The organism is Streptomyces justiciae (genome assembly GCF_015163075.1).
Taxonomy (GTDB): Bacteria; Actinomycetota; Actinomycetes; order Streptomycetales; family Streptomycetaceae; genus Streptomyces; species Streptomyces justiciae.
On record NZ_JADDXU010000018.1, the window covers coordinates 23,994 to 48,354 of the forward strand.

Annotated in this window: 23 protein-coding genes and 1 pseudogene; 19 read left to right on the forward strand and 5 right to left on the reverse strand. The window is 71.2% G+C overall.

Annotation, left to right across the window (positions count from 1 at the left end; all coding sequences use genetic code 11):
- Positions 1 to 49: 49 nt before the first annotated feature.
- Positions 50 to 928, forward strand: a complete 879-nt coding sequence (locus tag IQ210_RS37145; RefSeq protein WP_194083641.1) for a LysR family transcriptional regulator — start codon at positions 50 to 52, stop codon at positions 926 to 928.
- Positions 929 to 934: 6 nt separating this feature from the next.
- Here IQ210_RS37145 and IQ210_RS37150 read toward each other — a convergent pair whose 3' ends face one another.
- Positions 935 to 2,737, reverse strand: coding sequence for a glycoside hydrolase family 15 protein (locus IQ210_RS37150; protein ID WP_194083809.1), 1,803 nt, complete (start codon positions 2,735 to 2,737; stop codon positions 935 to 937).
- 510 nt (positions 2,738 to 3,247) lie between these two features.
- Here IQ210_RS37150 and IQ210_RS37155 point away from each other — a divergent pair.
- From IQ210_RS37155 to IQ210_RS37210, 12 genes and pseudogenes are all read left to right on the forward strand, one after another.
- Complete coding sequence (locus IQ210_RS37155) at positions 3,248 to 4,897, forward strand: CTP synthase (protein ID WP_194083810.1); 1,650 nt, start codon at positions 3,248 to 3,250, stop codon at positions 4,895 to 4,897.
- 85 nt (positions 4,898 to 4,982) lie between these two features.
- On the forward strand, positions 4,983 to 5,609 hold the full coding sequence (locus IQ210_RS37160) for an NUDIX domain-containing protein (RefSeq protein WP_079310588.1): 627 nt from the start codon (positions 4,983 to 4,985) through the stop codon (positions 5,607 to 5,609).
- 149 nt (positions 5,610 to 5,758) lie between these two features.
- Entirely contained in the window at positions 5,759 to 7,819 is a 2,061-nt protein-coding gene (locus IQ210_RS37165) for a tetratricopeptide repeat protein (RefSeq protein WP_194083642.1), read from the forward strand.
- A 144-nt stretch (positions 7,820 to 7,963) separates the two neighbouring features.
- Entirely contained in the window at positions 7,964 to 9,079 is a 1,116-nt protein-coding gene (ald, locus tag IQ210_RS37170) for an alanine dehydrogenase (protein WP_194083811.1), read from the forward strand.
- A 412-nt stretch (positions 9,080 to 9,491) separates the two neighbouring features.
- On the forward strand, positions 9,492 to 10,628 hold the full coding sequence (locus IQ210_RS37175; protein WP_059196697.1) for a ParA family protein: 1,137 nt from the start codon (positions 9,492 to 9,494) through the stop codon (positions 10,626 to 10,628).
- Entirely contained in the window at positions 10,613 to 11,188 is a 576-nt protein-coding gene (locus IQ210_RS37180) for a hypothetical protein (RefSeq protein ID WP_194083643.1), read from the forward strand. Before IQ210_RS37175 ends, IQ210_RS37180 begins: the two co-directional genes overlap by 16 nt.
- An 18-nt stretch (positions 11,189 to 11,206) precedes the next feature.
- Positions 11,207 to 12,187: a segregation and condensation protein A gene (locus tag IQ210_RS37185; protein WP_194083644.1), complete on the forward strand. Its 981-nt coding sequence runs from the start codon at positions 11,207 to 11,209 to the stop codon at positions 12,185 to 12,187.
- Positions 12,184 to 12,834 (forward strand): SMC-Scp complex subunit ScpB, encoded by a 651-nt coding sequence (gene scpB, locus IQ210_RS37190; protein WP_194083645.1) that lies wholly within the window; start codon positions 12,184 to 12,186, stop codon positions 12,832 to 12,834. Before IQ210_RS37185 ends, scpB begins: the two co-directional genes overlap by 4 nt.
- 11 nt (positions 12,835 to 12,845) lie before the next feature.
- Positions 12,846 to 13,964, forward strand: coding sequence for a pseudouridine synthase (locus IQ210_RS37195; protein ID WP_194083646.1), 1,119 nt, complete (start codon positions 12,846 to 12,848; stop codon positions 13,962 to 13,964).
- A 76-nt stretch (positions 13,965 to 14,040) separates the two neighbouring features.
- Positions 14,041 to 15,000 (forward strand): sigma-70 family RNA polymerase sigma factor, encoded by a 960-nt coding sequence (locus IQ210_RS37200; protein ID WP_194083647.1) that lies wholly within the window; start codon positions 14,041 to 14,043, stop codon positions 14,998 to 15,000.
- Positions 14,997 to 15,542 (forward strand): TIGR03086 family metal-binding protein, encoded by a 546-nt coding sequence (locus IQ210_RS37205; RefSeq protein ID WP_194083648.1) that lies wholly within the window; start codon positions 14,997 to 14,999, stop codon positions 15,540 to 15,542. The genes IQ210_RS37200 and IQ210_RS37205 overlap by 4 nt, the downstream gene beginning before the upstream one ends.
- Positions 15,543 to 15,586: 44 nt before the next feature.
- A pseudogene (locus tag IQ210_RS37210) lies at positions 15,587 to 16,927 on the forward strand (DHA2 family efflux MFS transporter permease subunit); the annotation flags it as partial.
- Here the strand turns inward: IQ210_RS37210 and IQ210_RS47580 are convergent.
- Positions 16,894 to 17,886, reverse strand: a complete 993-nt coding sequence (locus IQ210_RS47580; protein WP_228049216.1) for a DUF72 domain-containing protein — start codon at positions 17,884 to 17,886, stop codon at positions 16,894 to 16,896. The pseudogene IQ210_RS37210 and the gene IQ210_RS47580 overlap by 34 nt on opposite strands.
- A gap of 74 nt (positions 17,887 to 17,960) precedes the next feature.
- Between IQ210_RS47580 and IQ210_RS37215 the strand changes: the two genes are divergently transcribed.
- Positions 17,961 to 18,686: an NUDIX hydrolase gene (locus IQ210_RS37215; RefSeq protein ID WP_194083650.1), complete on the forward strand. Its 726-nt coding sequence runs from the start codon at positions 17,961 to 17,963 to the stop codon at positions 18,684 to 18,686.
- Positions 18,683 to 19,702, forward strand: coding sequence for an ADP-ribosylglycohydrolase family protein (locus IQ210_RS37220; RefSeq protein ID WP_194083651.1), 1,020 nt, complete (start codon positions 18,683 to 18,685; stop codon positions 19,700 to 19,702). The genes IQ210_RS37215 and IQ210_RS37220 overlap by 4 nt, the downstream gene beginning before the upstream one ends.
- On the opposite strand, the gene IQ210_RS37225 is transcribed toward IQ210_RS37220, so the two are convergent.
- From IQ210_RS37225 to IQ210_RS37235, 3 genes are read right to left on the reverse strand one after another with little or no spacing between them, the layout of a single operon-like run.
- The gene (locus IQ210_RS37225; protein WP_194083652.1) at positions 19,699 to 20,112 is read right to left on the reverse strand and encodes a Rieske (2Fe-2S) protein; all 414 of its coding nucleotides are present in this window, start codon (positions 20,110 to 20,112) and stop codon (positions 19,699 to 19,701) included. The genes IQ210_RS37220 and IQ210_RS37225 overlap by 4 nt on opposite strands.
- Complete coding sequence (locus tag IQ210_RS37230; RefSeq protein ID WP_194083653.1) at positions 20,109 to 20,693, reverse strand: DUF6529 family protein; 585 nt, start codon at positions 20,691 to 20,693, stop codon at positions 20,109 to 20,111. The genes IQ210_RS37225 and IQ210_RS37230 overlap by 4 nt, the downstream gene beginning before the upstream one ends.
- Positions 20,694 to 20,723: 30 nt before the next feature.
- Positions 20,724 to 21,380, reverse strand: coding sequence for a hypothetical protein (locus IQ210_RS37235; protein ID WP_194083654.1), 657 nt, complete (start codon positions 21,378 to 21,380; stop codon positions 20,724 to 20,726).
- A 152-nt stretch (positions 21,381 to 21,532) separates the two neighbouring features.
- Here IQ210_RS37235 and IQ210_RS37240 point away from each other — a divergent pair, with 152 nt between their 5' ends.
- The 4 genes from IQ210_RS37240 to cmk all read left to right on the forward strand — a co-directional run bounded on the left by IQ210_RS37240 (position 21,533) and on the right by cmk (position 24,311).
- The gene (locus IQ210_RS37240; protein ID WP_194083655.1) at positions 21,533 to 21,937 is read left to right on the forward strand and encodes a YidB family protein; all 405 of its coding nucleotides are present in this window, start codon (positions 21,533 to 21,535) and stop codon (positions 21,935 to 21,937) included.
- 127 nt (positions 21,938 to 22,064) lie between these two features.
- Complete coding sequence (aroH, locus tag IQ210_RS37245; protein ID WP_194083656.1) at positions 22,065 to 22,433, forward strand: chorismate mutase; 369 nt, start codon at positions 22,065 to 22,067, stop codon at positions 22,431 to 22,433.
- The gene (locus IQ210_RS37250; RefSeq protein ID WP_194083657.1) at positions 22,430 to 23,515 is read left to right on the forward strand and encodes a prephenate dehydrogenase; all 1,086 of its coding nucleotides are present in this window, start codon (positions 22,430 to 22,432) and stop codon (positions 23,513 to 23,515) included. The genes aroH and IQ210_RS37250 overlap by 4 nt, the downstream gene beginning before the upstream one ends.
- 109 nt (positions 23,516 to 23,624) lie before the next feature.
- Complete coding sequence (cmk, locus tag IQ210_RS37255) at positions 23,625 to 24,311, forward strand: (d)CMP kinase (RefSeq protein ID WP_194083658.1); 687 nt, start codon at positions 23,625 to 23,627, stop codon at positions 24,309 to 24,311.
- Positions 24,312 to 24,361 lie beyond the last annotated feature (50 nt).

Sequence of the window (24,361 nt, forward strand, 5' to 3'; positions counted from 1 at the left end):
TTCCGACCTATAGTCATCGGAAAACCCGATGATTCAGGGCGGGCCGCTCATGTTCGACCTCCACCGCCTCCGCCTGCTGCGCGAGCTCAAGCACCGCGGCACCCTCGCGGCCGTCGCCACCGCCCTCTCGTACGCCCCCTCCTCGGTGTCCCAGCAGCTCTCGCAGCTGGAGGCCGAGGTCGGGGTGCCGTTGCTCGAACCCGTGGGGCGGCGGGTGCGGCTGACCGAGCAGGCCGAGATCCTCGTCGCCCACACGGAGGCGGTCCTGGAGCGGCTGGAGCGCGCCGAGGCGGACATCGCCGCCTCCATGAGCGGGGGCGAGCTGGCCGGGACCCTGCGCCTCGCCTCGTTCCAGACGGCGGCGCTGGCCCTGCTCCCGGCCGCGCTGAACCTGCTGCGGGACCGGCACCCGGCGCTGCGCGTCCACGTCCGGCAGCTGGAGCCGGAGGTGGCCCTGCCCGCCCTCCAAGCCCGTGACTTCGACCTGGTCCTGGCCGAGGAGTACCCGGGCGACCCCGGCCCCCGGCCCGCCGAGCTGGAGCAGGAGGACCTGCTCGACGACCCTCTGCGCCTCGCGCTGCCCCACCCGGGCGCGTCGCTGGGCTCGCTCGCCGGTCATCCGTGGGTGATGGAACCCGAGGGCACGCCCGCCCGGCAGTGGGCCCTGCGCGAGTGCCGGGCGGCGGGCTTCGAACCCGACGTGCGGTTCGAGACCACCGACCTCCTGCTCCAGCTGCGGCTGGTGGAGCAGGGACACGCGGCGGCCTTCCTGCCCGACCTCGTCTGGTGCGGGCAGCCGCCGACCGTCCCTCTGCGGGCGCTGAGGCGCACACGACGCGTCTACACCGTCGTACGCCGTGGCCGGGGCACGCACCCGGCGATCGTGGCGTGCCGTGCCGCGCTACGGCAGGCAGCGGCACGCCCGTGACGGGAGTCAGCCCCCGTACGCCCCCGACGCCGTCAGTCGCAGGGCCGTGTCGATCAGCGGGACGTGGCTGAAGGCCTGCGGGAAGTTGCCGACCTGGCGCTTCAGGCGCGGGTCCCACTCCTCGGCGAGCAGCCCGAGGTCGTTGCGCAGTGCGAGGAGCTTCTCGAACAGCTTGCGGGCCTCGTCGACGCGGCCGATCATCGCGAGGTCGTCCGCCATCCAGAACGAGCAGGCCAGGAACGCGCCCTCGTCACCGGGCAGGCCGTCGACGCCCTCGCTGTCGCCCTCGGTCGGGTAACGCAGGATGAAGCCGTCCGGCGTGGACAGCTCGCGCTGGATCGCCTCGATCGTGCCGATGACCCGCTTGTCGTCCGGCGGCAGGAAGCCCATCTGCGGGATCAGCAGCAGGGAGGCGTCCAGCTCCTTCGAGCCGTACGACTGCGTGAAGGTGTTGCGCTCCTTGTCGTAGCCCTTCTCGCACACGTCCCGGTGGATGTCGTCGCGCAGCTCGCGCCAGCGGTCCAGCGGGCCGTCCGCGTCCCCGGACTCGATGAGCTTGATCGTGCGGTCGACGGCGACCCAGGCCATCACCTTGGAGTGCACGAAGTGGCGGCGCGGGCCGCGCACCTCCCAGATGCCCTCGTCCGGCTCGTCCCAGTGGTCCTCCAGGTAGCGGATGAGCTTGAGCTGGAGCAGGGACGCGTAGTCGTTGCGGGCCAGGCCCGTCATGTGGGCCAGGTGCAGGGCCTCGGTGACCTCGCCGTACACGTCGAGCTGGAGCTGGTGCGCCGCGCCGTTGCCCACCCGGACCGGCGCGGAGTTCTCGTAGCCCGGCAGCCAGTCCAGCTCGGCCTCGCCCAGCTCCCGCTCACCCGCGATGCCGTACATGATCTGCAGGTTCTCGGGGTCGCCGGCGACCGCCCGCAGCAGCCACTCGCGCCAGGCGCGAGCCTCCTCGCGGTAGCCGGTGCGCAGGAGGGAGGAGAGCGTGATCGCGGCGTCGCGGAGCCAGGTGTAGCGGTAATCCCAGTTGCGGACGCCGCCGATGTCCTCGGGCAGCGAGGTCGTCGGGGCGGCGACGATGCCGCCGGTCGGGGCGTACGTCAGCGCCTTCAGCGTGATCAGCGAGCGGACGACGGCCTCGCGGTAGGGGCCGTGGTACGTACAGTGCTCGACCCACTCGCGCCAGAAGTCCTCGGTGGCCTCCAGGGACTGCTCCGGCTCGGGCAGCGGCGGCGGGTTCTTGTGCGAGGGCTCCCACGAGATGGTGAAGGCGATCCGGTCACCCGGGGCGACCGTGAAGTCCGAGTACGTGGTCAGGGACTTGCCGTAGGTCTCGCAGTCGGTGTCGAACCACACCGAGTCGGGGCCCGCCACGGCGACCGTGCGCCCGTCGTGCTTGTGCACCCACGGCACGACCCGCCCGTACGAGAAACGCATCCGGAGGGCCGAGCGCATCGGGACGCGGCCCGAGACGCCCTCCACGATCCGGATCAGCTGCGGCGCGCCGTCACGCGGCGGCATGAAGTCGGTGATCCGGACCGTGCCGCGCGGGGTGTCCCACTCGGACTCCAGGATCAGCGAGTCGCCGCGGTAGCTGCGCCGGGCCGCGGTGGGCGGATCGGCGTCGGCGGCATGCGCGGGCCCCAGGCGCCAGAAGCCGTGCTCCTCGGTGCCCAGCAGGCCGGCGAAGATGGCATGCGAGTCGAAGCGGGGCAGGCACAGCCAGTCCACTGTGCCGTCCCGGCAGACCAGGGCGGCGGTCTGCATGTCTCCGATGAGTGCGTAGTCTTCGATGCGCCCGGCCACGTGCAACTCCAGTCGAACGGCCACGTCACCCCCTGGGAAAAAGGGGGCTGTCGCTAGTGCGGTCAAGGGGTCGTTGTAATGCGTCGTTGAGCGGTGAAGCAAAGCAGTCGCGGTGCCTCTGGGCAAAACGACAATCTCTTCTCAACGAACTGACGAGCTCACGTTGTTCCGGGGCTTACGGGCGGGGGGTGGTGCCGTGTTGCCGGGCGGGCTCGGCAGTGAATGTCCGAGCAGGATACGACGCACGTAGATGATCTGTGTGCCGCTCCGGGCAACGCGGGTGGGCCGAACGGGTGAGCAGCCGGTGAGAAACCCGTGACGGGTGAGGGTCCGTGTCGGCGCGTGCGCGGAGCGTGGCCGGAAGCCATCCCCCCGAGGCGCTGATACCCTGGTAGCCCGTGGACCGGTGGTGGACGAAACCCCCGACCGCAGCGACGGCGACGCCGGGAATCTCCGGTCACAGCGCCGCCCCGCACCCCAGATCGCGACCACGGGAGCCCCCTCTTGGCCATGCCGCCGAAATCTACGACGACCAAGCACATCTTCGTCACCGGGGGTGTCGCCTCCTCTCTCGGCAAGGGCCTGACGGCCTCCAGCCTGGGGATGCTGCTCAAGGCCCGCGGCCTGCGCGTCGTCATGCAGAAGCTCGACCCGTACCTGAACGTCGACCCCGGCACGATGAACCCCTTCCAGCACGGAGAGGTCTTCGTCACCAACGACGGCGCCGAGACCGACCTGGACATCGGACACTACGAGCGCTTCCTCGACCGTGACTTGGACGGCAGCGCCAACGTCACTACAGGCCAGGTCTACTCCACGGTGATCGCCAAGGAGCGGCGCGGCGAGTACCTCGGCGACACCGTGCAGGTCATCCCGCACATCACCAACGAGATCAAGCACCGCATCCGCCGCATGGCCACCGACGAGGTCGACGTGGTCATCACGGAGGTCGGCGGTACGGTCGGCGACATCGAGTCCCTGCCGTTCCTGGAGACGGTCCGCCAGGTCCGTCACGAGGTCGGCCGGGACAACGTCTTTGTGGTCCACATTTCCCTCCTGCCGTACATCGGCCCGTCGGGAGAGCTGAAGACGAAGCCGACCCAGCACTCGGTTGCGGCGCTTCGGAACATCGGTATCCAGCCGGACGCGATCGTGCTGCGCTGCGACCGCGAGGTCCCGACCGCGATCAAGCGCAAGATCTCGCTGATGTGCGACGTCGACGAGGCCGCCGTGGTCGCCTGCCCCGACGCCCGCTCGATCTACGACATCCCGAAGACCGTGCACGGCGAGGGCCTGGACGCGTACGTCGTCCGCAAGCTTGACCTGCCGTTCCGCGACGTGGACTGGACGACCTGGGACGACCTGCTGGACCGCGTCCACAACCCCGACCACGAGATCACCCTTGCCCTGGTCGGCAAGTACATCGACCTGCCGGACGCCTACCTGTCGGTCACCGAGGCGCTGCGCGCCGGCGGCTTCGCCAACCGGGCCCGCGTGAAGATCAAGTGGGTCACCTCCGACGACTGCAAGACCCCGGCCGGCGCCGCGGCGCAGCTCGCGGACGTCGACGGCATCTGCATCCCGGGCGGCTTCGGCGACCGCGGTGTGCTCGGCAAGGTCGGCGCGATCAAGTACGCCCGCGAGAACAAGATCCCGCTGCTCGGCCTCTGCCTGGGCCTGCAGTGCATCGTGATCGAGGCCGCCCGCAACCTGGCCGACATCCCGGACGCCAACTCCACCGAGTTCGACTCCGCCACCGCCCACCCGGTCATCTCCACCATGGCCGAGCAGCTCGACATCGTCGCCGGCGAGGGCGACATGGGCGGCACCATGCGGCTCGGCATGTACCCGGCGAAGCTGGCCGAGGGCTCGATCGTGCGTGAGGTGTACGACGGCAAGGAGTACATCGAGGAGCGGCACCGTCACCGCTACGAGGTGAACAACGCCTACCGCGCGGAGCTGGAGAAGAAGGCCGGCATCCTGTTCTCCGGCACCTCCCCGGACGGCAAGCTCGTCGAGTACGTCGAGTACCCGCGCGAGGTCCACCCCTACCTGGTCGCCACGCAGGCGCACCCGGAGCTGCGCTCCCGCCCCACTCGCCCGCACCCGCTGTTCGCCGGCCTGGTGAAGGCGGCCGTCGAGCGGAAGACCTCGAAGTAACACAACAGTTGTACGGTGGCCGGGGCGTTCGCATTCAAAAGGCGGCGCCCCGGTTTCTCTTTGAGCACGTGCGGAAGGACTGGGCATGACGATCAAGGACACTCCGGAGGAGTGGGAGATCCGGGCGACGGAGACCCCCTTCGTGGGCAACAAGACCTCTGTCCGCACCGACGACGTGGTCATGCCCGACGGCAAGGTCGTCCGCCGCGACTACCAGGTCCACCCCGGCTCGGTCGGCGTCCTCGCCCTCGACGACGAGGGCCGGGTCCTGCTGATCAAGCAGTACCGCCACCCCGTCCGCCAGAAGCTGTGGGAGATCCCGGCCGGTCTGCTCGACGTGCCCGGCGAGAACCCGCTGCACGCGGCCCAGCGCGAGCTGTACGAGGAGGCGCACGTCAAGGCCGAGGACTGGCGGGTGCTGACCGACGTCTACACCACGGCCGGCGGCTGCGACGAGGCCGTACGGATCTTCCTGGCCCGCGATCTGTCGGAGGCCGAGGGCGAGCGCTTCGAGGTGGAGCACGAGGAGATCGACCTGGAGTACGCGCGCGTGCCCCTCGACGAGCTCGTACGGGGCGTGCTGGCGGGCGAGCTGCACAACAACTGCCTGGTGGTGGGCGTGCTTTCGCTGGTCGCCGCGCAGCAGGGCGACGGCCTCGACGCGCTGCGCCCCGCGGACGCGCCCTGGCCCGCGCGTCCCTTCGAGTCCTGAACACTCCTGGTGTGACCATCGGTTGATCCGATCGGGCGACCTGCCCGCCGTGCTCCACCGGGAACGTTGCAGAGGGTGAACTACGCTCTGTAAATGCCCGTTCGGAGTCCCGGCGGGCTTGCGCGTGCGGTGGGACGGGAGTGTGGCCCGTGACGGATCAGGCGGTGGACACGAGCGGCGTTCAGCTGTCGGCCGAGGGTCAGTTCCTGGGCCGGACACGGGAGTTGAAGGAACTCCGCGCCGACATCGAACGGGCGGGCCTCGACACCCTCTCCGGCAAGAAGGCCCCACGCGCGCGTGTGCTGCTCATCGCGGGCCGCCCCGGCTCGGGCCGCACCGCGCTCGCAGAGGAGCTCGTACGACAGGTCGCGGACCGTTACGACGGCGTGCTCAAGGCCCGTCTCAGCGAGCCCGACGGCACCCCCGTCCCCGTCGAGCGAGCCGCCCGTGAACTGCTCGCCGCCCTGGACCGGCCGACCCCCGCGGGCGCCTGTGAGGACGACCTCACGGCGGCGCTCCGCGAGGCCCTCGCCGACCGCAGCGCGCTGCTCCTGCTCGACGACGCGGTCACCGCCGACCAGGTCGACGCCCTCCTCCCGGACACCCCGGAATGCCTGGTCGTCGCCGTCTCCGACGGCCCGCTCACCGGCATCTCCGACGTCCGCCCCTGCACCCTCGGCGGCCTCGACACCAAGTCCGCCCTGGAACTGCTCACCCGGCACACCGGCTCGGTCCGCATCACCGTCGACCCGCGCGCCGCCGAGGGCCTCGTCGAGGAGTGTCAGGCCCAGCCCGCCGCCCTGACGATGGCCGGCGGCTGGCTCGCCGCCCGGCCGAAAGCCGCCGTCGCCGACCTCGCCAAGCACCTGCACGCCGAGGGCGACGAGGGAACGCCCCTGACCCGGGTCTTCCGCCTCGCCTACGGCTCCCTGCCCAGCCCCGCCGCCCGGATACTGCGTCTGCTCTCCCTCGCCCCGGCCGGCCTGGTCGACCCGCACACCGCCTCCGCCCTCGCCGGCTGCTCGGTGGGCGGCGCCCGCACCACGCTGGACGACTTCGTCGCCCTCGGCCTGCTGCACGCCGTGGAGTCCCCGCTGCCGCAGTACGAGGTGCCGGCCTGTCTGCACCCCCTGCTGAAGTCCCTCGCCGAGACCCAGGACCGCCCCGCCGAGCTCCAGCTGGCCCGCGCCCGGATGCTGGAGCGGACGGTACGGCTGCTCCAGTCCTGCCGCGCCATCACCGAGACGGACAACCCCGAGGCCCGCGAGAAGCTCCAGGGCATGCCCCGCTCCCTGCGCTTCCCCAGTCCCCGGGCCGCTGAGGACTGGCTGCGCATCCGCAGGCCCGCCCTGCTGGCCTCGGCCCGCCTCGCCGTCGCCGACGGTGAGCTCGACACCCTCGCCAGGCGGCTGATGTCCCAGCTGGTCAGGGCGATGGTCGCGCACTTCGGCACCCAGGCCGCGGCCCCCGACCTGTACGGCCTCCACCGGCTCGTCCTGGACGTGGCCGAGCGCCGGGAGCTGCCCCGGGAGCAGGCGGCGGCGCTGCTGAACCTGGGCGACCTGGACGCGCAGACCGGGCGCACGGCCGACGCGCTGGCCCGCTATCGGGCCGCACTGGACGCCGGACGCCAGGCGAATGACCCGTATGCGACCGGCCGCGCGATGGAATCCGTAGGCGGCGCGCATCTGGAGCTCGGGGACTACGACCGGGCCGCCGACTGGTTCGGCCGCGCCCTCGCCCAGCGCCTGGCCCGCGACGAGCGCGCGGACGCCGCCCGGCTGTACGGCCGGATCGCCGCCGCGCACACCTACGCGGGCCGTTACGGCGAGGCGCTGCGGGGCTGGCGGGCCGCGGTCGCCGGATATCGCAAGGAGGGCGATGTCGCCGCCCACGCACGGGCGTTGAGCGAGCTGGCGCGCGTCCAGGAGTACGCCGGACGCCCCGAGGAATCGCTGCGCACCTGCCAGGAGGCGGTGGAGTGGGCGCGGCGCGCGGAGGACGTACGACTCCAGGCCGCGTTGCAGCTGAGGCTCGCCGACACCCTGGATCACCTCGGCGATCCCACCGCGGCGGCGCTGCACCGGGGGGCCGCGGAGCGGCTGCTGGGGGAGGAGGTTTCGGAGCCGGAAGCGGAACCGGAACGGCCTGATCCTTCGAAACAAGACGCTGATGCCTGCGAAATCCGTAGTACACCCGCAGTAGATTGATGCAATGAAAGGCTAGACAGCGGGAACACCTTCATTAGACTGGCTCTGCCGCACCTTCTCCTGCGGTGTCTCCCGGTGTGCTCATGCATGCCCGGGTATGTGTTCTATTGCCCCACATCCACTGAGCCAAGGACCGTGATCCACGTGAAGGTCGGCATCCCCCGCGAGGTCAAGAACAACGAGTTCCGGGTGGCCATCACCCCGTCCGGCGTGCACGAGCTGGTGCGCCACGGCCACCAGGTCGTCATCGAGCAGGACGCCGGTGTCGGCTCGTCGATCCCGGACGAGGAGTACGTCGCCGCCGGCGCCACGATCCTCGGCACCGCCGACGAGGTGTGGGCCACCGCCGACCTGCTGCTGAAGGTCAAGGAGCCCATCGCCGAGGAGTACCACCGCCTCCGCAAGGACCAGACGCTCTTCACCTACCTGCACCTGGCCGCCTCCAAGGAGTGCACCGACGCGCTCATCGAGTCCGGCACCACCGCCATCGCCTACGAGACGGTCGAGCTGCCCTCGCGCGCCCTTCCGCTGCTCGCCCCGATGTCCGAGGTCGCAGGCCGCCTGGCCCCGCAGGTCGGCGCCTACCACCTGATGCGCTCGGTCGGCGGCCGCGGCGTGCTCCCCGGTGGCGTCCCCGGCACCCAGCCCGCGCGTGCCGTCGTCATCGGCGGCGGCGTCTCCGGCTGGAACGCCACCCAGATCGCTGTCGGCATGGGCTTCCACGTCACGCTGCTCGACCGCGACATCAACAAGCTCCGCGAGGCCGACAAGGTCTTCGGCACCAAGGTCCGGGCGATCATGTCCAACTCCCTGGAGCTGGAGAAGGCCGTGCTCGACGCCGACCTCGTCATCGGCGCGGTGCTCATCCCGGGCGCCAAGGCCCCGAAGCTGGTCACCAACGAGCTCGTGGCCCGGATGAAGCCGGGAAGTGTCCTTGTCGACATCGCGATCGACCAGGGCGGCTGCTTCGAGGACTCCCACCCGACCACGCACGCCGAGCCGACCTTCCAGGTCCACGACTCGGTCTTCTACTGCGTCGCCAACATGCCCGGCGCGGTGCCCAACACCTCCACCTACGCGCTCACCAACGCGACGCTGCCCTACATCGTCGAACTCGCCAACCGCGGCTGGGTGGAGGCGCTGCGCCGCGACCCCGCGCTCGCCAAGGGCCTCAACACCCATGACGGCAAGGTCGTTTACCGCGAGGTCGCCGAGGCGCACGGCCTGGAGCACGTGGAGCTCGAGACGCTGCTCGGCTGAGCCGCTGACCTCGCCGAACGGTTAAGTCACCTTTTCGCGAAGGCGATACGTCAACATGGCGTGTCAACGACGCGCACCCGGCCGGACCTTGCCCGACAAGGTCCGGCCGGATGTGTGTATGGTCACTTTGCGACTCTCGGTCAACTCGCCTCGAACGTAACCCTTTGGTCGATTCGCACACCGGTGAAACCTGCCGTGCGACGGCCGTACGCCCTTGACAGAGGGATGTTTCATTGCCGACACATCGGGCCGGGTCCGGCGGATTGTGTTGCTGCGGACGCCCGACACGCCATAGAGTCGCCGACTGTCGGCATGGTGCCACGCTGACCTGTCTAGAAGTTTCCTGGTCACCAAGGAGGTAAGACGACTTGTGAATGAGTCGACATTTACTCCCGGGGGTGGTCAACCAGGAATGCCGGTACGGGATCAGGGTCCCGCGGGGTTCGAGGCTGTCGGCTCCGTTGCGGTGCGCACCTTCGCAGCCCACCAGAGTCACCAGACGACAGGGACGACTCTGTCAGCACACCAGAGCATGGATGGCCATCACGTGAACGCCATGGCCGGCGACGGAAGTGGCGCGCCCCACAACCACTTCGCCGACTACGACGAACTGCCCGAGGGGCACTTCTACGACCCCGACGCCGAGTACGAGCCGGACCCCGAGTACGCGGCCACGCTCGCTCCCGACGCTGCCCGTCAGCGCCGTGAGCGCATCGGCCCGACCGGTCGCCCGCTGCCGTACTTCCCGATCCCGGGCCCGCTGACCGACCACGGCCCCGCGAAGATCATCGCGATGTGCAACCAGAAGGGCGGCGTCGGCAAGACCACGTCGACCATCAACCTGGGTGCCGCGCTCGCGGAGTACGGACGCCGGGTGCTGCTCGTGGACTTCGACCCGCAGGGCGCGCTGTCGGTGGGTCTCGGTGTCAACCCGATGGAGCTCGACCTCACCGTCTACAACCTGCTCATGGAGCGGGGCATGGCGGCCGACGAGGTCCTGCTCAAGACCGCGGTCCCCAACATGGACCTGCTGCCGAGCAACATCGACCTGTCGGCGGCGGAGGTCCAGCTGGTCTCCGAGGTCGCCCGCGAGTCCACACTGCAGCGCGCCCTGAAGCCGCTCATGGCCGACTACGACTACATCGTGATCGACTGTCAGCCTTCACTCGGTCTGCTGACGGTGAACGCGCTGACGGCCGCGCACAAGGTGATAGTGCCACTGGAGTGTGAGTTCTTCGCCCTCCGTGGTGTCGCCCTGCTGACGGAGACCATCGAGAAGGTCCAGGAGCGGCTCAACCCCGAGCTGGAGCTCGACGGCATCCTCGCCACGATGTACGACTCGCGCACGGTGCACAGCCGAGAGGTCCTGGCCCGCGTGGTCGAGGCGTTCGACGATCACGTCTATCACACGGTCATCGGGCGCACGGTCCGCTTCCCGGAGACCACGGTCGCCGGTGAACCGATCACCACGTACGCCTCCAACTCCGTCGGTGCCGCCGCCTACCGCCAGCTCGCCAGGGAGGTGCTCGCCCGGTGTCACGCCGAGTGAGTCTGCCGGGGGCCGACGAACTCTTCCGTACGACAGGGGGAATGGCGCTCCAGCCGTCCACTCCGCGGCGGGGGGCCAACGGCGACGCCCGGGTGCCCGCTCCCGCCGGCGAGAGCGACGCAGCGGCGGCGGAGGACGCACCGCAGTCCGTACCCGCGCAGGGCGGGGACGGCGACGGGGCGGAGCACGTGGCCACGGAGCCGGCCGAGGCCGGTGAGTCCCGCAGCCGGGGAACCGCGGCAGAGCGCACCACGCGACGTCAGGACGCGCAGGAAGGTTCTGCCGCGGCCGCCGCCGCACCGCGCAAGCAGCGGGGCGGCGGCAGCAGGGCGGCAGCGCGCCGGCCCAGCGGCCGGGAGCGGCACGACGAGAAGATCACCGTGTACGTCTCCGCCGAGGAGCTCATGGACCTGGAGCACGCGCGTCTGGTGCTCCGCGGCGAGCACGGGCTGGCCGTCGACCGCGGGCGCATCGTCCGCGAGGCGGTCGCCGTGGTGCTGGCCGATCTGGAGTCCCGCGGGGACGCGAGCATCCTCGTACGACGGCTGCGCGGGCGGTAGCGGTAGCCTGCGGGGGCCATGACCTCGAACGACGTTCCCGCCCCCGCCTCCGGCACAGCTGCCGGTCGTCGGCGTGTGCTGGGGCGGGGACCGGGGGCGCCCGAGGCACCTGAGGTGCTTCCCGAGGCGCCTGAGGTGCCTGAGCCTGTCGTCGTGGAAGAGCCGGTCGCGGAAGAAGCGGCCGAATCCGACGACGGCGTCTTCAAGGTCCGGCTCGCCAACTTCGAGGGCCCCTTCGACCTGCTCCTCCAGCTGATCTCCAAGCACAAGCTGGACGTCACCGAGGTCGCGCTGTCGAAGGTCACCGACGAGTTCATGGCGCACATCCGGGCCATGGGACCGGACTGGGACCTGGACCAGACGACCGAGTTCCTGGTCGTCGCCGCCACCCTGCTCGACCTCAAGGCCGCCCGGCTGCTGCCCGCCGCCGAGGTCGAGGACGAGGCCGACCTGGCCCTGCTGGAGGCCCGGGACCTGCTCTTCGCGCGGCTCCTGCAGTACCGCGCGTACAAACAGATCGCGGACATCTTCAACCAGCGCCTCGATGAAGAAGCCCGCCGATACCCCCGTACCGTCGGACTGGAGCCGCACCACGCCGAACTGCTGCCCGAGGTCGTCATCAGCATCGGCCCGGAGGGGTTCGCGAAGCTCGCCGTGAAGGCGATGCAGCCCAAGCCCAAGCCCCAGGTGTACGTCGACCACATCCACGCCCCGCTGGTCAGCGTGCAGGAACAGGCCGGGATCGTCGTCGCCCGGCTCAAGGAGCTCGGCGAGGCCAGCTTCCGCGCGCTCGTCGAGGACACCGACGACACCCTCACCGTCGTAGCGCGGTTCCTGGCCCTCCTCGAGCTGTACCGGGAGAAGGCCGTCGCCCTCGACCAGGAGACCGCGCTCGGGGACCTGATCGTGCGGTGGACCGGCGGCGAGGGGGACGAGACGCCGACGGTGACCGACGAGTTCGACCGACCGCCCGAGCCGCCCAAGGAGGACAAGGCGTGAGCGAGGAGACCACCGACGTACCGGCCGGGCTGCGTACCGTCGCCGACCTCGAACTCAAGCCGGCTCTGGAGGCCGTCCTCATGGTCGTGGACGAGCCCGCGACCGAGGAGCATCTGTCGAAGATCCTCCAGCGGCCCAGGCGGCAGATCGGCGACGCGCTGCGGGAGCTGGCCGACGAGTACACCGTGCAGGGGCGCGGCTTCGAGCTGCGGCTCATCGCCGGGGGCTGGCGTTTCTACTCCCGGCCCGAGTTCGCGGCGGCCGTCGAGGGCTTCGTCCTGGACGGGCAGCAGGCCCGGCTCACCCAGGCGGCGCTGGAGACCCTCGCGGTCGTCGCCTACCGCCAGCCGGTCAGCCGCAGCAGGGTCTCCGCGGTGCGCGGAGTGAACTGTGACGGTGTGATGCGCACCCTTCTGCAGCGGGGTCTGGTCCAGGAGGCGGGCACGGAACCCGAAACAGGTGCGATCCTGTACACGACGACGAACTACTTCCTGGAGCGGATGGGCCTGCGCGGTCTGGACGAGCTCCCGGAGCTCGCGCCCTTCCTCCCGGAGGCGGAGGCGATCGAGGCCGAGACACTGGAAGGGGTTCCGTCGTTCGATCCGGACGCTCCTGACGCGCCGGACGGCCACGACGCAGACGACTAGACGGAAATTTGATGCGAAGCAGCAGCGGCAGGAACAGCAGCGGAAACAACGGCGGGAGCCGTGGTGGCAACAGCGGCGGCCGCGGCGGGAGCAGCGGTGGCCGCGGTAATTACCGCGGTGCCGGTAACTCCCGTGACGACAAGCAGGGCGGCCGGCCGAAGAAGCCCCGCCCCGAGGAGCGCCAGTACGACGTGGGCCCCGGCGCCTCTCCGCAGGGTCCGAAGTCGGGGCGCGGCGCCTCGGCGCGCGGTGGCGCCAAGGGCGGCCCCAAGCAGGGTGGCACCGGGCGCGGCCGTTGGGTGCCGGCGACCTCCCGTGAGTACGAGGCGCGTGCCGAGGAGCGCAACCGCGAGCGGTACGCGAACAAGAAGGACGTGAAGCTTCCCAAGACCTTCCCGGGCGCCGAGCAGGAGGGCGAGCGGCTCCAGAAGGTCCTCGCGCGCGCGGGCTACGGCTCCCGGCGGGCCTGCGAGGAGCTCATCGAGCAGGCACGGGTCGAGGTCAACGGCGAGATCGTCCTGGAGCAGGGCAAGCGCGTCGACCCGGAGAAGGACGAGGTCAGGGTCGACGGCCTGACCGTCGCGACCCAGTCGTACCAGTTCTTCTCGCTGAACAAGCCCGCCGGTGTCGTCTCCACCATGGAGGACAACGAGGGCCGCCAGTGCCTCGGCGACTACGTGACCAACCGGGAGACCCGGCTCTTCCACGTGGGCCGTCTCGACACCGAGACCGAGGGCGTCATCCTGCTCACCAACCACGGCGAGCTGGCGCACCGGCTGACCCACCCCAAGTACGGCGTGAAGAAGGTCTACCTCGCGCACATCGTGGGTCCGATCCCGCGCGACCTGGGCAAGCGGCTCAAGGACGGCATCCAGCTGGAGGACGGGTACGCGAAGGCGGACCACTTCCGGGTCGTCGAGCAGACCGGCAAGAACTACCTCGTCGAGGTCACCCTGCACGAGGGCCGCAAGCACATCGTGCGCCGGATGCTGGCCGAGGCCGGCTTCCCGGTCGACAAGCTGGTGCGCGTGGCCTTCGGCCCGATCACCCTCGGCGACCAGAAGTCGGGCTGGCTGCGCCGGCTGTCCAACACCGAGGTCGGCATGCTGATGAAGGAAGTCGACCTCTAAGCCTCTTCGGGTCGTCCCGCCGATGCGTTTTCGCTCCCTCGCCGGTCTGTACGTATGACCGGCGAGAGGAGTGGCCATGGGGGCGACGACGGACCGCGACGAGTTCGTACGGCTCACCGACCCGTACCGGCGCGAGCTGCTCGCGCACTGCTACCGGATGGTGGGCTCGGCCGACGAGGCCGAGGACCTGGTGCAGGAGACCTATCTGCGGGCCTGGCGGTCCTACGACGGCTACGAGGGCCGGGCGTCCCTGCGGACCTGGCTGCACCGGATCGCCACCAACACGTGCCTGACGGCCCTGGAGAGCCGTACGCGACGTCCGCTGCCCACGGGGCTCGGCGGCCCGGCAGAGGCGCCTGAGGAGCCGCTGAGGGCCCCCGCGACGGACGTCCCGTGGCTCCAGCCGCTGCCGGACGCGCTGCTCGACCCCGCGACGGTCGTGGCCGCTCGGGGCAGTCTGCGGCTCGCCCTGGTCGCCGCGCTCCAGCATCTGCCCGCGCGGCAGCGGGCCGTGCTCATCCTGCGGGACGTGCTCGCCTGGCGAGCGCCCGAGGTCGCGGCCCTCCTCGACACCTCCACCGCCGCCGTGAAGAGCAGCCTCCAACGCGCGCGTGCCCGCCTCGACGAGGTCGCGCCCGACGAGGACCTGGTCGAGGAACCCGACGGCGCCGCCGACCGCGAGGTGCTCGACCGGTACATGGCCGCCTTCGAGAACGCCGACATGGAGGCCCTCCTCGCGCTGTTGCGGGACGGCGTCGAACTGGAGATGCCGCCCCACCTGGAGTGGTTCCGCGGCCAGAAGGACGTGCTGCGGTTCCTGGAGGCACGCGCGCGTGCCAAGCGCGGGCTGCGGATGGTGCCCACGCGCGCGAACGGGCAGCCGGCGGCGGCCATGTACGAGCGGGGCACGGACGGTGTCCTGCGCGCGCACTCCGTGCAGGTGCTCACGCGCCGCGGTCGGGAGATCGGGCGCATCACGGTGTTCCTCGATCCCGCGCTGTTCGCCGTCTTCGGTCTGCCGGAGGTGCTGTCGTGAACGCGGGGGAGCTGCTGGAGCGTTCGCTGGCCTATGCGCTCGGGAGCGTCGCCGGGGTGGAGTCCATGGGGCTCGGCCGGGGCACGCCGTGCGCCGAGTGGGACCTGGGGGAGCTGCTCGGGCATCTCGACGACTCCCTCGACGCGTTGTACGAGGGGCTGACCGGCGGCCGGATCGGACTGCTGCCGCACGCCGACCGGGAGTGCGGCTTCCGCACACGCGCGTGCGCCGTGCTCGGCGCCTGGGCGGCCGGCGCCGAGGGCGAGGTGCTGGTCGGCGAACGGCCGCTGGACATACGGGTGATGGGCGCGGTCGGCGCCGTCGAGATCGCCGTGCACGGCTGGGACGTCGCCCAGGCGTGCGGCAGGGCCCGCCCTCTCCCGGCCGCCCTCGCGGCCGAGTTGCTGCCCGTCGCGCGGTGCGTGGTCGCGGCTGAGGACCGGGGCGTGCGGTTCGGGGAGCCGGTCACGGTGGCGGCCTCCGCGCCGCCCGACGTCCGGCTCCTGGCCTTCCTCGGCCGCCGCGATTCCTTTCCCCGATGAGCCCGGTCTGCCTTCCGTGAACGACACTCACGGAAGGCACCACGATGACCGAAGCAACCGAAGCACTCGAAGTCCCCCTCCGGGAAACCCATGCCCCACCCGCCCCACCCCATCGCGTCTGGACCGTCGCCCTCGCCGGGCTCGGCGCCCTGCTGTGTGCCCTCGACATCGTGGTCGTCGCCACCGCGCTGCCCGCGCTCCAGGCCGACTTCGGGGCGAGCCTGTCCGAGCTGGAATGGACGATCAACGCCTACAACCTCGTCTTCGCCTGCCTCACCCTGACCGGCGCCGCCCTCGGCGACCGGTTCGGGCGACGGCGGATGTACGTGACCGGACTGGCCGTCTTCACGCTCGCCTCGGCCGCCGCTGGCTTCGCCGGCGACTCCGGCCAGCTCATCGCCGCCCGGGTGGTGCAGGGCGCCGGGGCCGCCGTGCTCCTGCCGCTCACCCTCACCCTGATCAGCGAGGCGTTCCCGGCCGAGAAGCGGGGCGTGGCGATCGGCGTGTGGGGCGGGGTGACCGGGCTCGGGGTGGCCGCCGGGCCCGTGCTGGGCGGGGCCGTGACCGAGGGACTGTCCTGGCAGTGGATCTTCTGGCTGAACGTGCCTCTGGGGCTGGTGATGCTGCCCCTGGCCGCCCGCAAGCTCACCGAGAGCTTCGGGCCGCGCCCCCAACTCGACATCGTGGGCCTGGTGTTGGCGGCCGTCGGGCTGACCGGCCTGGCATGGGCGCCGGTGCGGGCCCCCGAGGCGGGCTGGGGGAGCGTGGAGGTCCTCGGCACCCTGGCCGCCGGGATCGTCTTCGTGGCCGCCTTCCTGAGGTGGGAGCACAAGGGCGCCCGGTATCCGATGCTGAGGCTCGCCCACTTCAAGGACCGCCGCTTCTCCACCGCCAACGCGGCGGCCTTCCTGGGCTTCGCCTCGCTGATCGGCGCCCTGTTCATGATCACGCAGTTCTTCCAGACCGGGCTCGGCTACGACCCCCTGGAGGCCGGCGTGCGCATCCTCGTCTGGAACGCCACCCCGCTGCTGATCTCCCCGATCGCGGGCGCCCTCGCCGACCGGTACGGCACCCGGCCCTTCATGCTGGCCGGCCTGCTCCTCCAGGGGACCGGGCTCGCCCTGCTGGCCTGGCAGGTGGAGCCCGGCGTCGGCTACGGCAGCCTCGTCGGCCCGCTGATCGTCGCGGGCGTCGGCATCTCCATGGTGTTCCCGAGCGTGGCCAACGCCGTGACCTCTGCCGTCCCCCTGGGTGACGCGGGGGTGGCGGCCGGCGTGAACAACGCGCTGCGCGAACTCGGCGGGGTCTTCGGTGTCGCCGTGGCCGCGGCGGTCTTCACGACGTACGGCGGCTACGGCTCGCGGACCGACTTCCTCGACGGCTGCGGACCGGCGCTCTGGGCGGCGGCGGGCATCGCGGCGGTCGGCGCCATGGTGGCGGTGTTCGCACCGTCCCGGGCCGCCGTGGAGTGAGCCTCCCGTGCCGCCGTGACGTGGGTGTCCTGGTCCAGCAGGCGCCGCATCGTCTCGGCGGCACGGACGGCCGCGGTGCCGCAGCAGTTGTTGAACAGCACGTGCAGTGCGTCGACCCGCCCGGCCAGGGAGCGCAACCGGGGCAGCCACTCGGCGAGTTCGGCCTCCCGGTACTCGTACCGGAACCGGTCCTCCTTGCTCCCCGCACCCCAGGACGCGCTGCGGCCGTGGAAGCGGACGACGGACAGCCGCGGCGAGGTGACGGGAGCGACGGGCGGGATCGAGGAGGGGAGCGTCTGCGCCATGTCGACGGCCACCGCCGCCATGCCGTACCGGGAGAGCAGCGCGGCGGTCACGTCCGCCCATTCGCTGCGCCACCAGCCGGGGTGCCGGAACTCCACGGAGACGGGCCAGCCGGCGGTCCGCTCGGCGCACTCCCGCAGAAACGCCCCGGCCCGCTGTCCCGGCCGGAACCACGGCGGGAACTGGAACAGCACGCCGCCGAGCCGGCCGGCCGCCCGCAGCGGCTCGATCCCCTCGGCGAAGCGCGCCCACACCGCGTCGAGCACCGCCGGGTTCCCGGGGTCGGCGGTCAGCCCGCCAGGCATCACCGCACCCCGGGTCGGATGACCAGTGAGCAGTGAGAACGCCTTGACGTCGAAGACGAACCCGGCCGGCGTCCGCTCCGCCCACAGCGCGCTGGTGCGGGCGTCGGGCAGCGCGTAGTACGCCGAGTCGACCTCGACGACCGGGAACCGCTCGGCGTAGTGCCGCAGCCGCCCCTCGGCGTCCCGTCGCCCCGGCGGATACCAGCCGCTGCCGGTCAACGCCCGGTCCGTCCACGAACACGTGCCCACAAGGATCTCGCCCATGCGGATGCGGTTACCCGGGTTGTGCGAACTCACCCAGCCTCTTTATAGTCGTACTGACTATTAAGAGAGGGGGGGTGGATGTGGCCGACTACGACAAGTACGCCTACGAGCCCTTCGCCGTCACCGTCGACCTCGCCGTCCTCACCCTGCGCGCGGGCGCCTTGCACGTCCTGCTCGTCGAGCGCGGACAGGAACCGTACGCCGGCCACTGGGCGCTGCCCGGCGGCTTCGTGCAGCCGGACGAGTCCGCCGAGACAGCCGCCCGGCGTGAACTCGCCGAGGAGACCGGCCTGCTCGACGTCTCCGGGCTGCACCTGGAGCAACTGCGCACCTACAGCGAGCCCGACCGCGACCCCCGGATGCGGGTCGTCTCCGTCGCCTTCGCCGCGCTGCTGCCCGACGCGCCCGAACCGCACGGCGGCAGCGACGCGGCCGACGCCCGCTGGGTGCCGTACGGCACGGCCCGGCCGCTCGCCTTCGACCACGACCGCATCCTGGCCGACGCCCACGAACGGGTCGGCGCCAAGCTGGAGTACAGCTGCCTCGCCACCGCCTTCTGCCCGCCCGAGTTCACCCTCGGCGAGCTCCAGCAGGTCTACGAGACCGTGTGGGGCACCACGCTCGACCGGCCCAACTTCCGCCGCAAGGTGCTCGCCACGCCCGGCTTCGTCGAACAGGTCCCCGGCGCCGCGAAGTTGACCGGCGGCCGCGGCAAACCGGCCGCCCTCTACCGCGCGGGACCGGCCACCGCCCTGCACCCGCCTCTCCTCCGACCGTCCAGGGAAGGACGCCCCGCATGACCGCCACCACCGTCAAGAAGCGCGCCGCGACCGGCACACTCATCGGGCTCGCCCTCGGGGACGCGCTCGGATTCCCGACCGAGTTCAACGACGTCCCCTCGATCCTCGCCAAGTGTGGGCCGTGGCGCGAGATGGAGCTGCCGGAGCGGGCGTTCGTCTCCGACGACACCCAGATGACGCTCGCTCTCGGGCACGGGCTGTGGACGGCGATGGACCGCGGGCTGCTCGGACCGCTGCGGCTGGAGCGGCCGCTGCGGGAGGAGTTCGTGAACTGGTACCAGTCCCCGGAGAACAACCGGGCGCCGGGGCGCACGTGTCTGACCGCCTGCAACCTGCTGAAGGACGAGGGCCGGCTCTGGCAGGACGCCAGCCAGATCCACTCCAAGGGCTGCGGCGCCAACATGCGCGTCGCCCCCATCGGGCTCGCCCCCGGACTGAGTGACGAACAGCGCTCCGGTGCCGCCCAGTTGCAGTCCGCGCTCACCCACGGGCATCCCACCGCGCTCGCCGCCTCCGACCTCACCGCGCACGCCGTACGGCTGCTCGCCCAAGGGGCCGAGCCGACCGGGCTGATCGGGCTGCTGCGGTCGTACGCCCTCGACAACCGCACCCGCTACCAGGAGCGTTGGCTGGGCGACCTGTGGACGCGAAGCCAGGACCCCTCGCCCGAGCACTTCATCGCGCGCGGCTGGGACGAGTGCCTGGCGATCCTCGACCGGCTGCGGGACGCCGTGCGTACCGTCTCGCCGGAGACCGACCCCTGTCTGGCCACCGGCGCCGGATGGATCGCCGAAGAGGCCCTGGCGACCGGGCTGTTGTGCTTCCTGCTCTTCGTCGACGAGCCGGTGACGGCGCTGCGACGGGCCGCGTGCAGCTCCGGCGACTCCGACTCGATCGCCTGTCTGACGGGCGCGTTCGCGGGGGCGTACCACGGGGCCGACGCCTGGCCCGTCGAGTGGGCGGACCGGATCGAGTACCAGAGCGAGCTGGTGACGCTCGGAGCCCTGTGGGACTAGGCGAGTCGGATCGAGTCGCCTTCGACGGCGATCTTCTTCTCGGCCAGGGGCTGGGTGGCCGGCGGGTGGGCCACCGAGCCGTCCTTGATGCTGAACTTGCTGCCGTGGCAGTTGCAGTTGATGGTGCCGTCCGAGACGCTCGCCACCGGGCACTGCTGGTGCGTGCAGATGTTGGTGAAGGCCTTGAACTCGCCCTTCTCCGGCTGGGTGACGACGACCTTCTCGTCCTTGAAGATCTTGCCGCCGCCGACCGGGATGTCGCTCGTCCTCGCCAACTCCGTACCGGCGGACGCCTCGACGGTGTCGGAGCCGGAGTCGTTCTCGTCGCCGTACTGGCCGCACCCCACGGTGAACGCCGCCGCGCTCGTCGCGAGGAGCACCGAACGCCGCGTCGGGCCTTGCATCGTCATGTCGTCACTCCGAAAGTGCGGAAGAACCAGAGGGCGGAGGTCAGCCAGATGATCGTGAGCGCGGCGAAGACGAGCCCGCCGACGATCGGCAGCAGCCAGTGGGGAAGGCGCTCCGAGCGGAGCAGGAGCATCTTGGCACTGAAGGCCCCGAAGAAGAAGCAACCCAGGAGGGAGTGCCAGAAAACGCGCGTTTCGTACGTCTGATAGCCGAGCGCGTAGAGGCAGTGCACCGCGACCGGCACGGCCACCAGGAAGGCCGCGCGGCCCGACCAGCGGTGCAGCGTCGAGGACCAACTCGGGCCCGGCAGCTTGCCGTACATCATCAGTGCCGAGGTGAACTGGACGAGCGCGAAGAAGATCGCGACCGTCGCCAGCCAGGACTTCACGGCTCCCGTGCTGCTGAAGCCGGCGAGGTTGAAGGCGGTGCCCGCCGGGTCGTGGACCTTGCCGTACACGCCGAGGGCGACCGCCACGGCGGCGGCGACCAGGGCCGGGACCAGATAGCGGGCCGCGCTCGGCCGGTGATGGTCGGGTGGCGGACTCGGGAATCCCTGCGTGGCGGCGTTCGGGTCGACGGTCATGTCGGCTCCCAGAGGGTGTGAAGGCGGCGATCAGGGGGTGACGGGGCGGGCCGTGAGCTGCTCGCCGTCGACCGTCACCGCGCCCGTCGCCGGGTCGATCTCGGGGGCGGGGGAGGGCTTGCCGTTCTTGGTGAGGATGCCGACCTGGGTGCCGTCCTTCAGGACGATCCAGCCGCCGTCGAACTTCGCGCTCCGCACGGTCGCCGTCGCCCGGTACAGGCCGGACGGCTTGATCGCCTTGTCCGCGGTGAACGTGTAGTGCCCGCCGCCGATGTCGACCGTGCCGCTGATCCTCTTGCCCTGCTTGAGCGTGCCGTTCAGCTCGGCGCCGCCCTTGCCGGTGAGCTTCATGCTGCCGTCGTCCTCGACGTCACCCTTGAGCCACGACTCCTTGTCCCGGCCGTCACAGAAGTACGCGATCGCCCGGCCGTCACGCAGGGACACGGCGACCGCCGAGGAGTCGTCGTCCGTGCGGCCGGCGTAGTCGGCGTTCGGGATCGGCGACTTCGAGGGCGAGGGTGACGGAGAGGGGGACCGGGTCGTGGGTGGCGGTGAGGCCTTGGGGCTCGGTGACTCCTCCACCGACGCCGACGTCTTCTTCTCGCCCGTCGTCGCGTTGAGCGACAGCATGAACAGGCCTACCAGCAGACCCGCGAGCAGCGTGAGCAGCGGTCCGGAACGCTTCATGAAGGGGCCTCCCCCGAGGCGAGCTTCCTGTCATGAGAGCGGAACACCGGCCCCGAGTCCAGGGGCGCATCGGTGTGTTTTCTCCCCAAGTAGCGGAGCTGTGACATTCGGGTGACATTGTCAGGGTCCGCACTCCCGAAAGGCTTTTGATCATGGCGGGAAACGATCTCGGTGGCCTGCTGGGCACTCTGCTCGGCTCGGGCAGCAGCTCCAACGGGGGCAACATCCTGGGCGCGCTGCTCTCCGCCCTCGGCAAGCAGGGCGGCAACGGCGGCAACCCGCTGGGCGGGCTGCTCGACACCCTCGCCAGGTCCGGTCTCGCCGAGCAGAAGGACTCCTGGCTCGGCAGTGGCGAGAACAAGTCGGTGACCGGCCCGCAGATCCAGCAGGCGCTGCCCGACGACACCCTCCAGCAGGTCGCCAAGGAGGCGGGCGTCTCCCCGGAGCGGGCCGCCGACGCGCTCGCCCAGGAACTGCCGCAGGCCGTCGACCGGCTGACCCCGAACGGCGAGGTCCCCGCCTCCCTGGAGGAGCTCATCAGGCAGCAGACCGTGTAGAGCACCGCGCCTGTCACGGTCTGTTGGACATCGACCGTGTCTCAGCGGGCGGGCGCCCCGCACCCGCCCCACGCGGGCTGACTAGGCTGGATGTACCAAGAGCCGTACATCAGCAAGGAGCATCGCCGTGGCGGTACGAGCGGTCCGGGGCGCCGTCCAGCTCGAACGGGACGAGGCCGGGCACATGGACGAGCAGGTCGGAGCCCTTCTCACCGCCGTCCTGGAGCGGAACGGCCTCACTGCCGACGATCTGATCAGCGTCTGGTTCACGGCCACGCCGGACCTGCACAGCGACTTCCCGGCCGCCGCGGCCCGCAAGCTCGGCGCCGGCTTCGCCGACGTACCGCTGATCTGCGCCCAGGAACTCGACATCGAGGGCGCCATGCCCCGGGTCGTACGCATCCTCGCGCACATAGAGTCCGACCGGCCCCGCGCCGAGATCAACCACGTCTACCTCGGTGCCGCCGCCGCTCTGCGCAAGGACATCGCCCAGTGAGAACCGCACTCGTCATCGGCACCGGACTCATCGGCACCTCCGCCGCGCTCGCGCTCGTCAGCCGGGGCGTCACCGTGCACCTCTCCGACCACGACCCCGAGCAGGCCCGTACCGCCGCCGCGCTCGGCGCCGGCACCGACGAGGCGCCCGAGGGGCCCGTCGACCTGGCGATCGTGGCCGCCCCGCCCGCCCATGTCGCCGGGGTGCTCGCGGACGCCATGCGGCGCGGCCTCGCCCGCGGCTACATCGACGTGGCCAGCGTCAAGGGCGGTCCGCGCCGCGAGCTGGAGGCGCTCGGCCTGGACCTCACGTCGTACATCGGCACGCACCCCATGTCAGGGCGGGAGAAGTCCGGCCCGCTGGCCGCCACCGGCGACCTCTTCGAGGGCCGCCCCTGGGTGCTGACGCCGACCCGGGACACCGACACCGAGGTGCTGAACCTCGCCCTGGAACTGGTCTCGCACTGCCGTGCCGTGCCGGTGGTCATGGACGCCGACGCCCACGACCGCGCGGTGGCACTGGTCTCCCACATGCCGCACCTCGTCTCCAACATGGTCGCCGCACGCCTGGAGAACGCCGAGGAGTCCGCCGTACGGCTGTGCGGGCAGGGCATCCGTGACGTGACCCGGATCGCCGCCTCCGAGCCCCGGATGTGGGTCGACATCCTGTCCGCCAACCCGGGGCCGGTCGCCGACCTGCTCTCCGACGTCGCCGCCGACCTGGAGGAGACGGTGCAGGCCCTGCGGGCGCTCCAGTCCTCCGACTCGGCCAAGCGGGGCGTGGGCGCCGTCGGCATCGAGGACATCCTGCGGCGCGGGAAGGCCGGCCAGGTGCGGGTACCCGGCAAGCACGGCTCGGCGCCGCGGGCGTACGAGATCGTGGCCGTCCTCATCGACGACCAGCCCGGTCAGCTGGCCCGCATCTTCGCGGACGCGGGACGGGCCGGGGTCAACATCGAGGACGTACGCATCGAGCATGCGACCGGCCAGCAGGCGGGCCTGGTGCAGCTGATGGTGGAGCCGCAGACGGCGCCGGTGCTGACGGCGGCGCTGCGCGAGCGGGGCTGGTCCATTCGGCAGTGAGTGCTCCAGCCCTCCGCCCGTAAGGAGGCCTCTGGCGAGCCAGTACCCTTGTGCGGGGCCCTCGAGCGCCCCGCAACCCCACCACACCGCACCAGGAAGGTGTCCCCCCGTGGAAAACGGCGCCGCCCAGCCCGTGATCGTCGCCATCGACGGTCCCTCCGGCACCGGCAAGTCGAGCACGTCGAAGGCCGTCGCCGCGCAGCTCGGTCTGAGCTACCTCGACACCGGCGCCCAGTACCGGGCGATCACGTGGTGGATGGTGACCAACGGGATCGACATCGAGGACCCGAGCGCGATCGCCGCCGTGGCGGGCAAGCCCGAGATCGTCTCCGGCACCGACCCGGCGGGCCCGACGATCACCGTCGACGGCACCGATGTCGCCGGACCGATCCGCACCCAGGAGGTCACCTCCCAGGTCAGCGCGGTCAGCGCGGTGCCGGAGGTGCGGGCCAGGATCACCGAGCTCCAGCGGTCCATCGCCGCCGGCGCGGAGCGGGGCATCGTCGTCGAGGGCCGGGACATCGGCACCACCGTGCTGCCCGACGCCGACCTCAAGATCTTCCTCACCGCCTCGCCGGAGGCGCGTGCCGCCCGCCGCAGCGGTGAGCTCAAGGGCGCCGACGTCAACGCCACCCGCGAGGCCCTGGTCAAGCGGGACGCTGCGGACTCCAGCCGGAAGACCTCGCCGCTCGCCAAGGCGGACGACGCGGTCGAGGTGGACACCACCGAGCTCACGCTGCCGCAGGTCATCGAGTGCGTCGTCACCCTCGTCGAGGAGAAGCGGGCCGGGAAGTGACCGCACCTTCGGAGCGCGGCGCCGAGGTCGGGCGGCGCATCGGCGTCGGC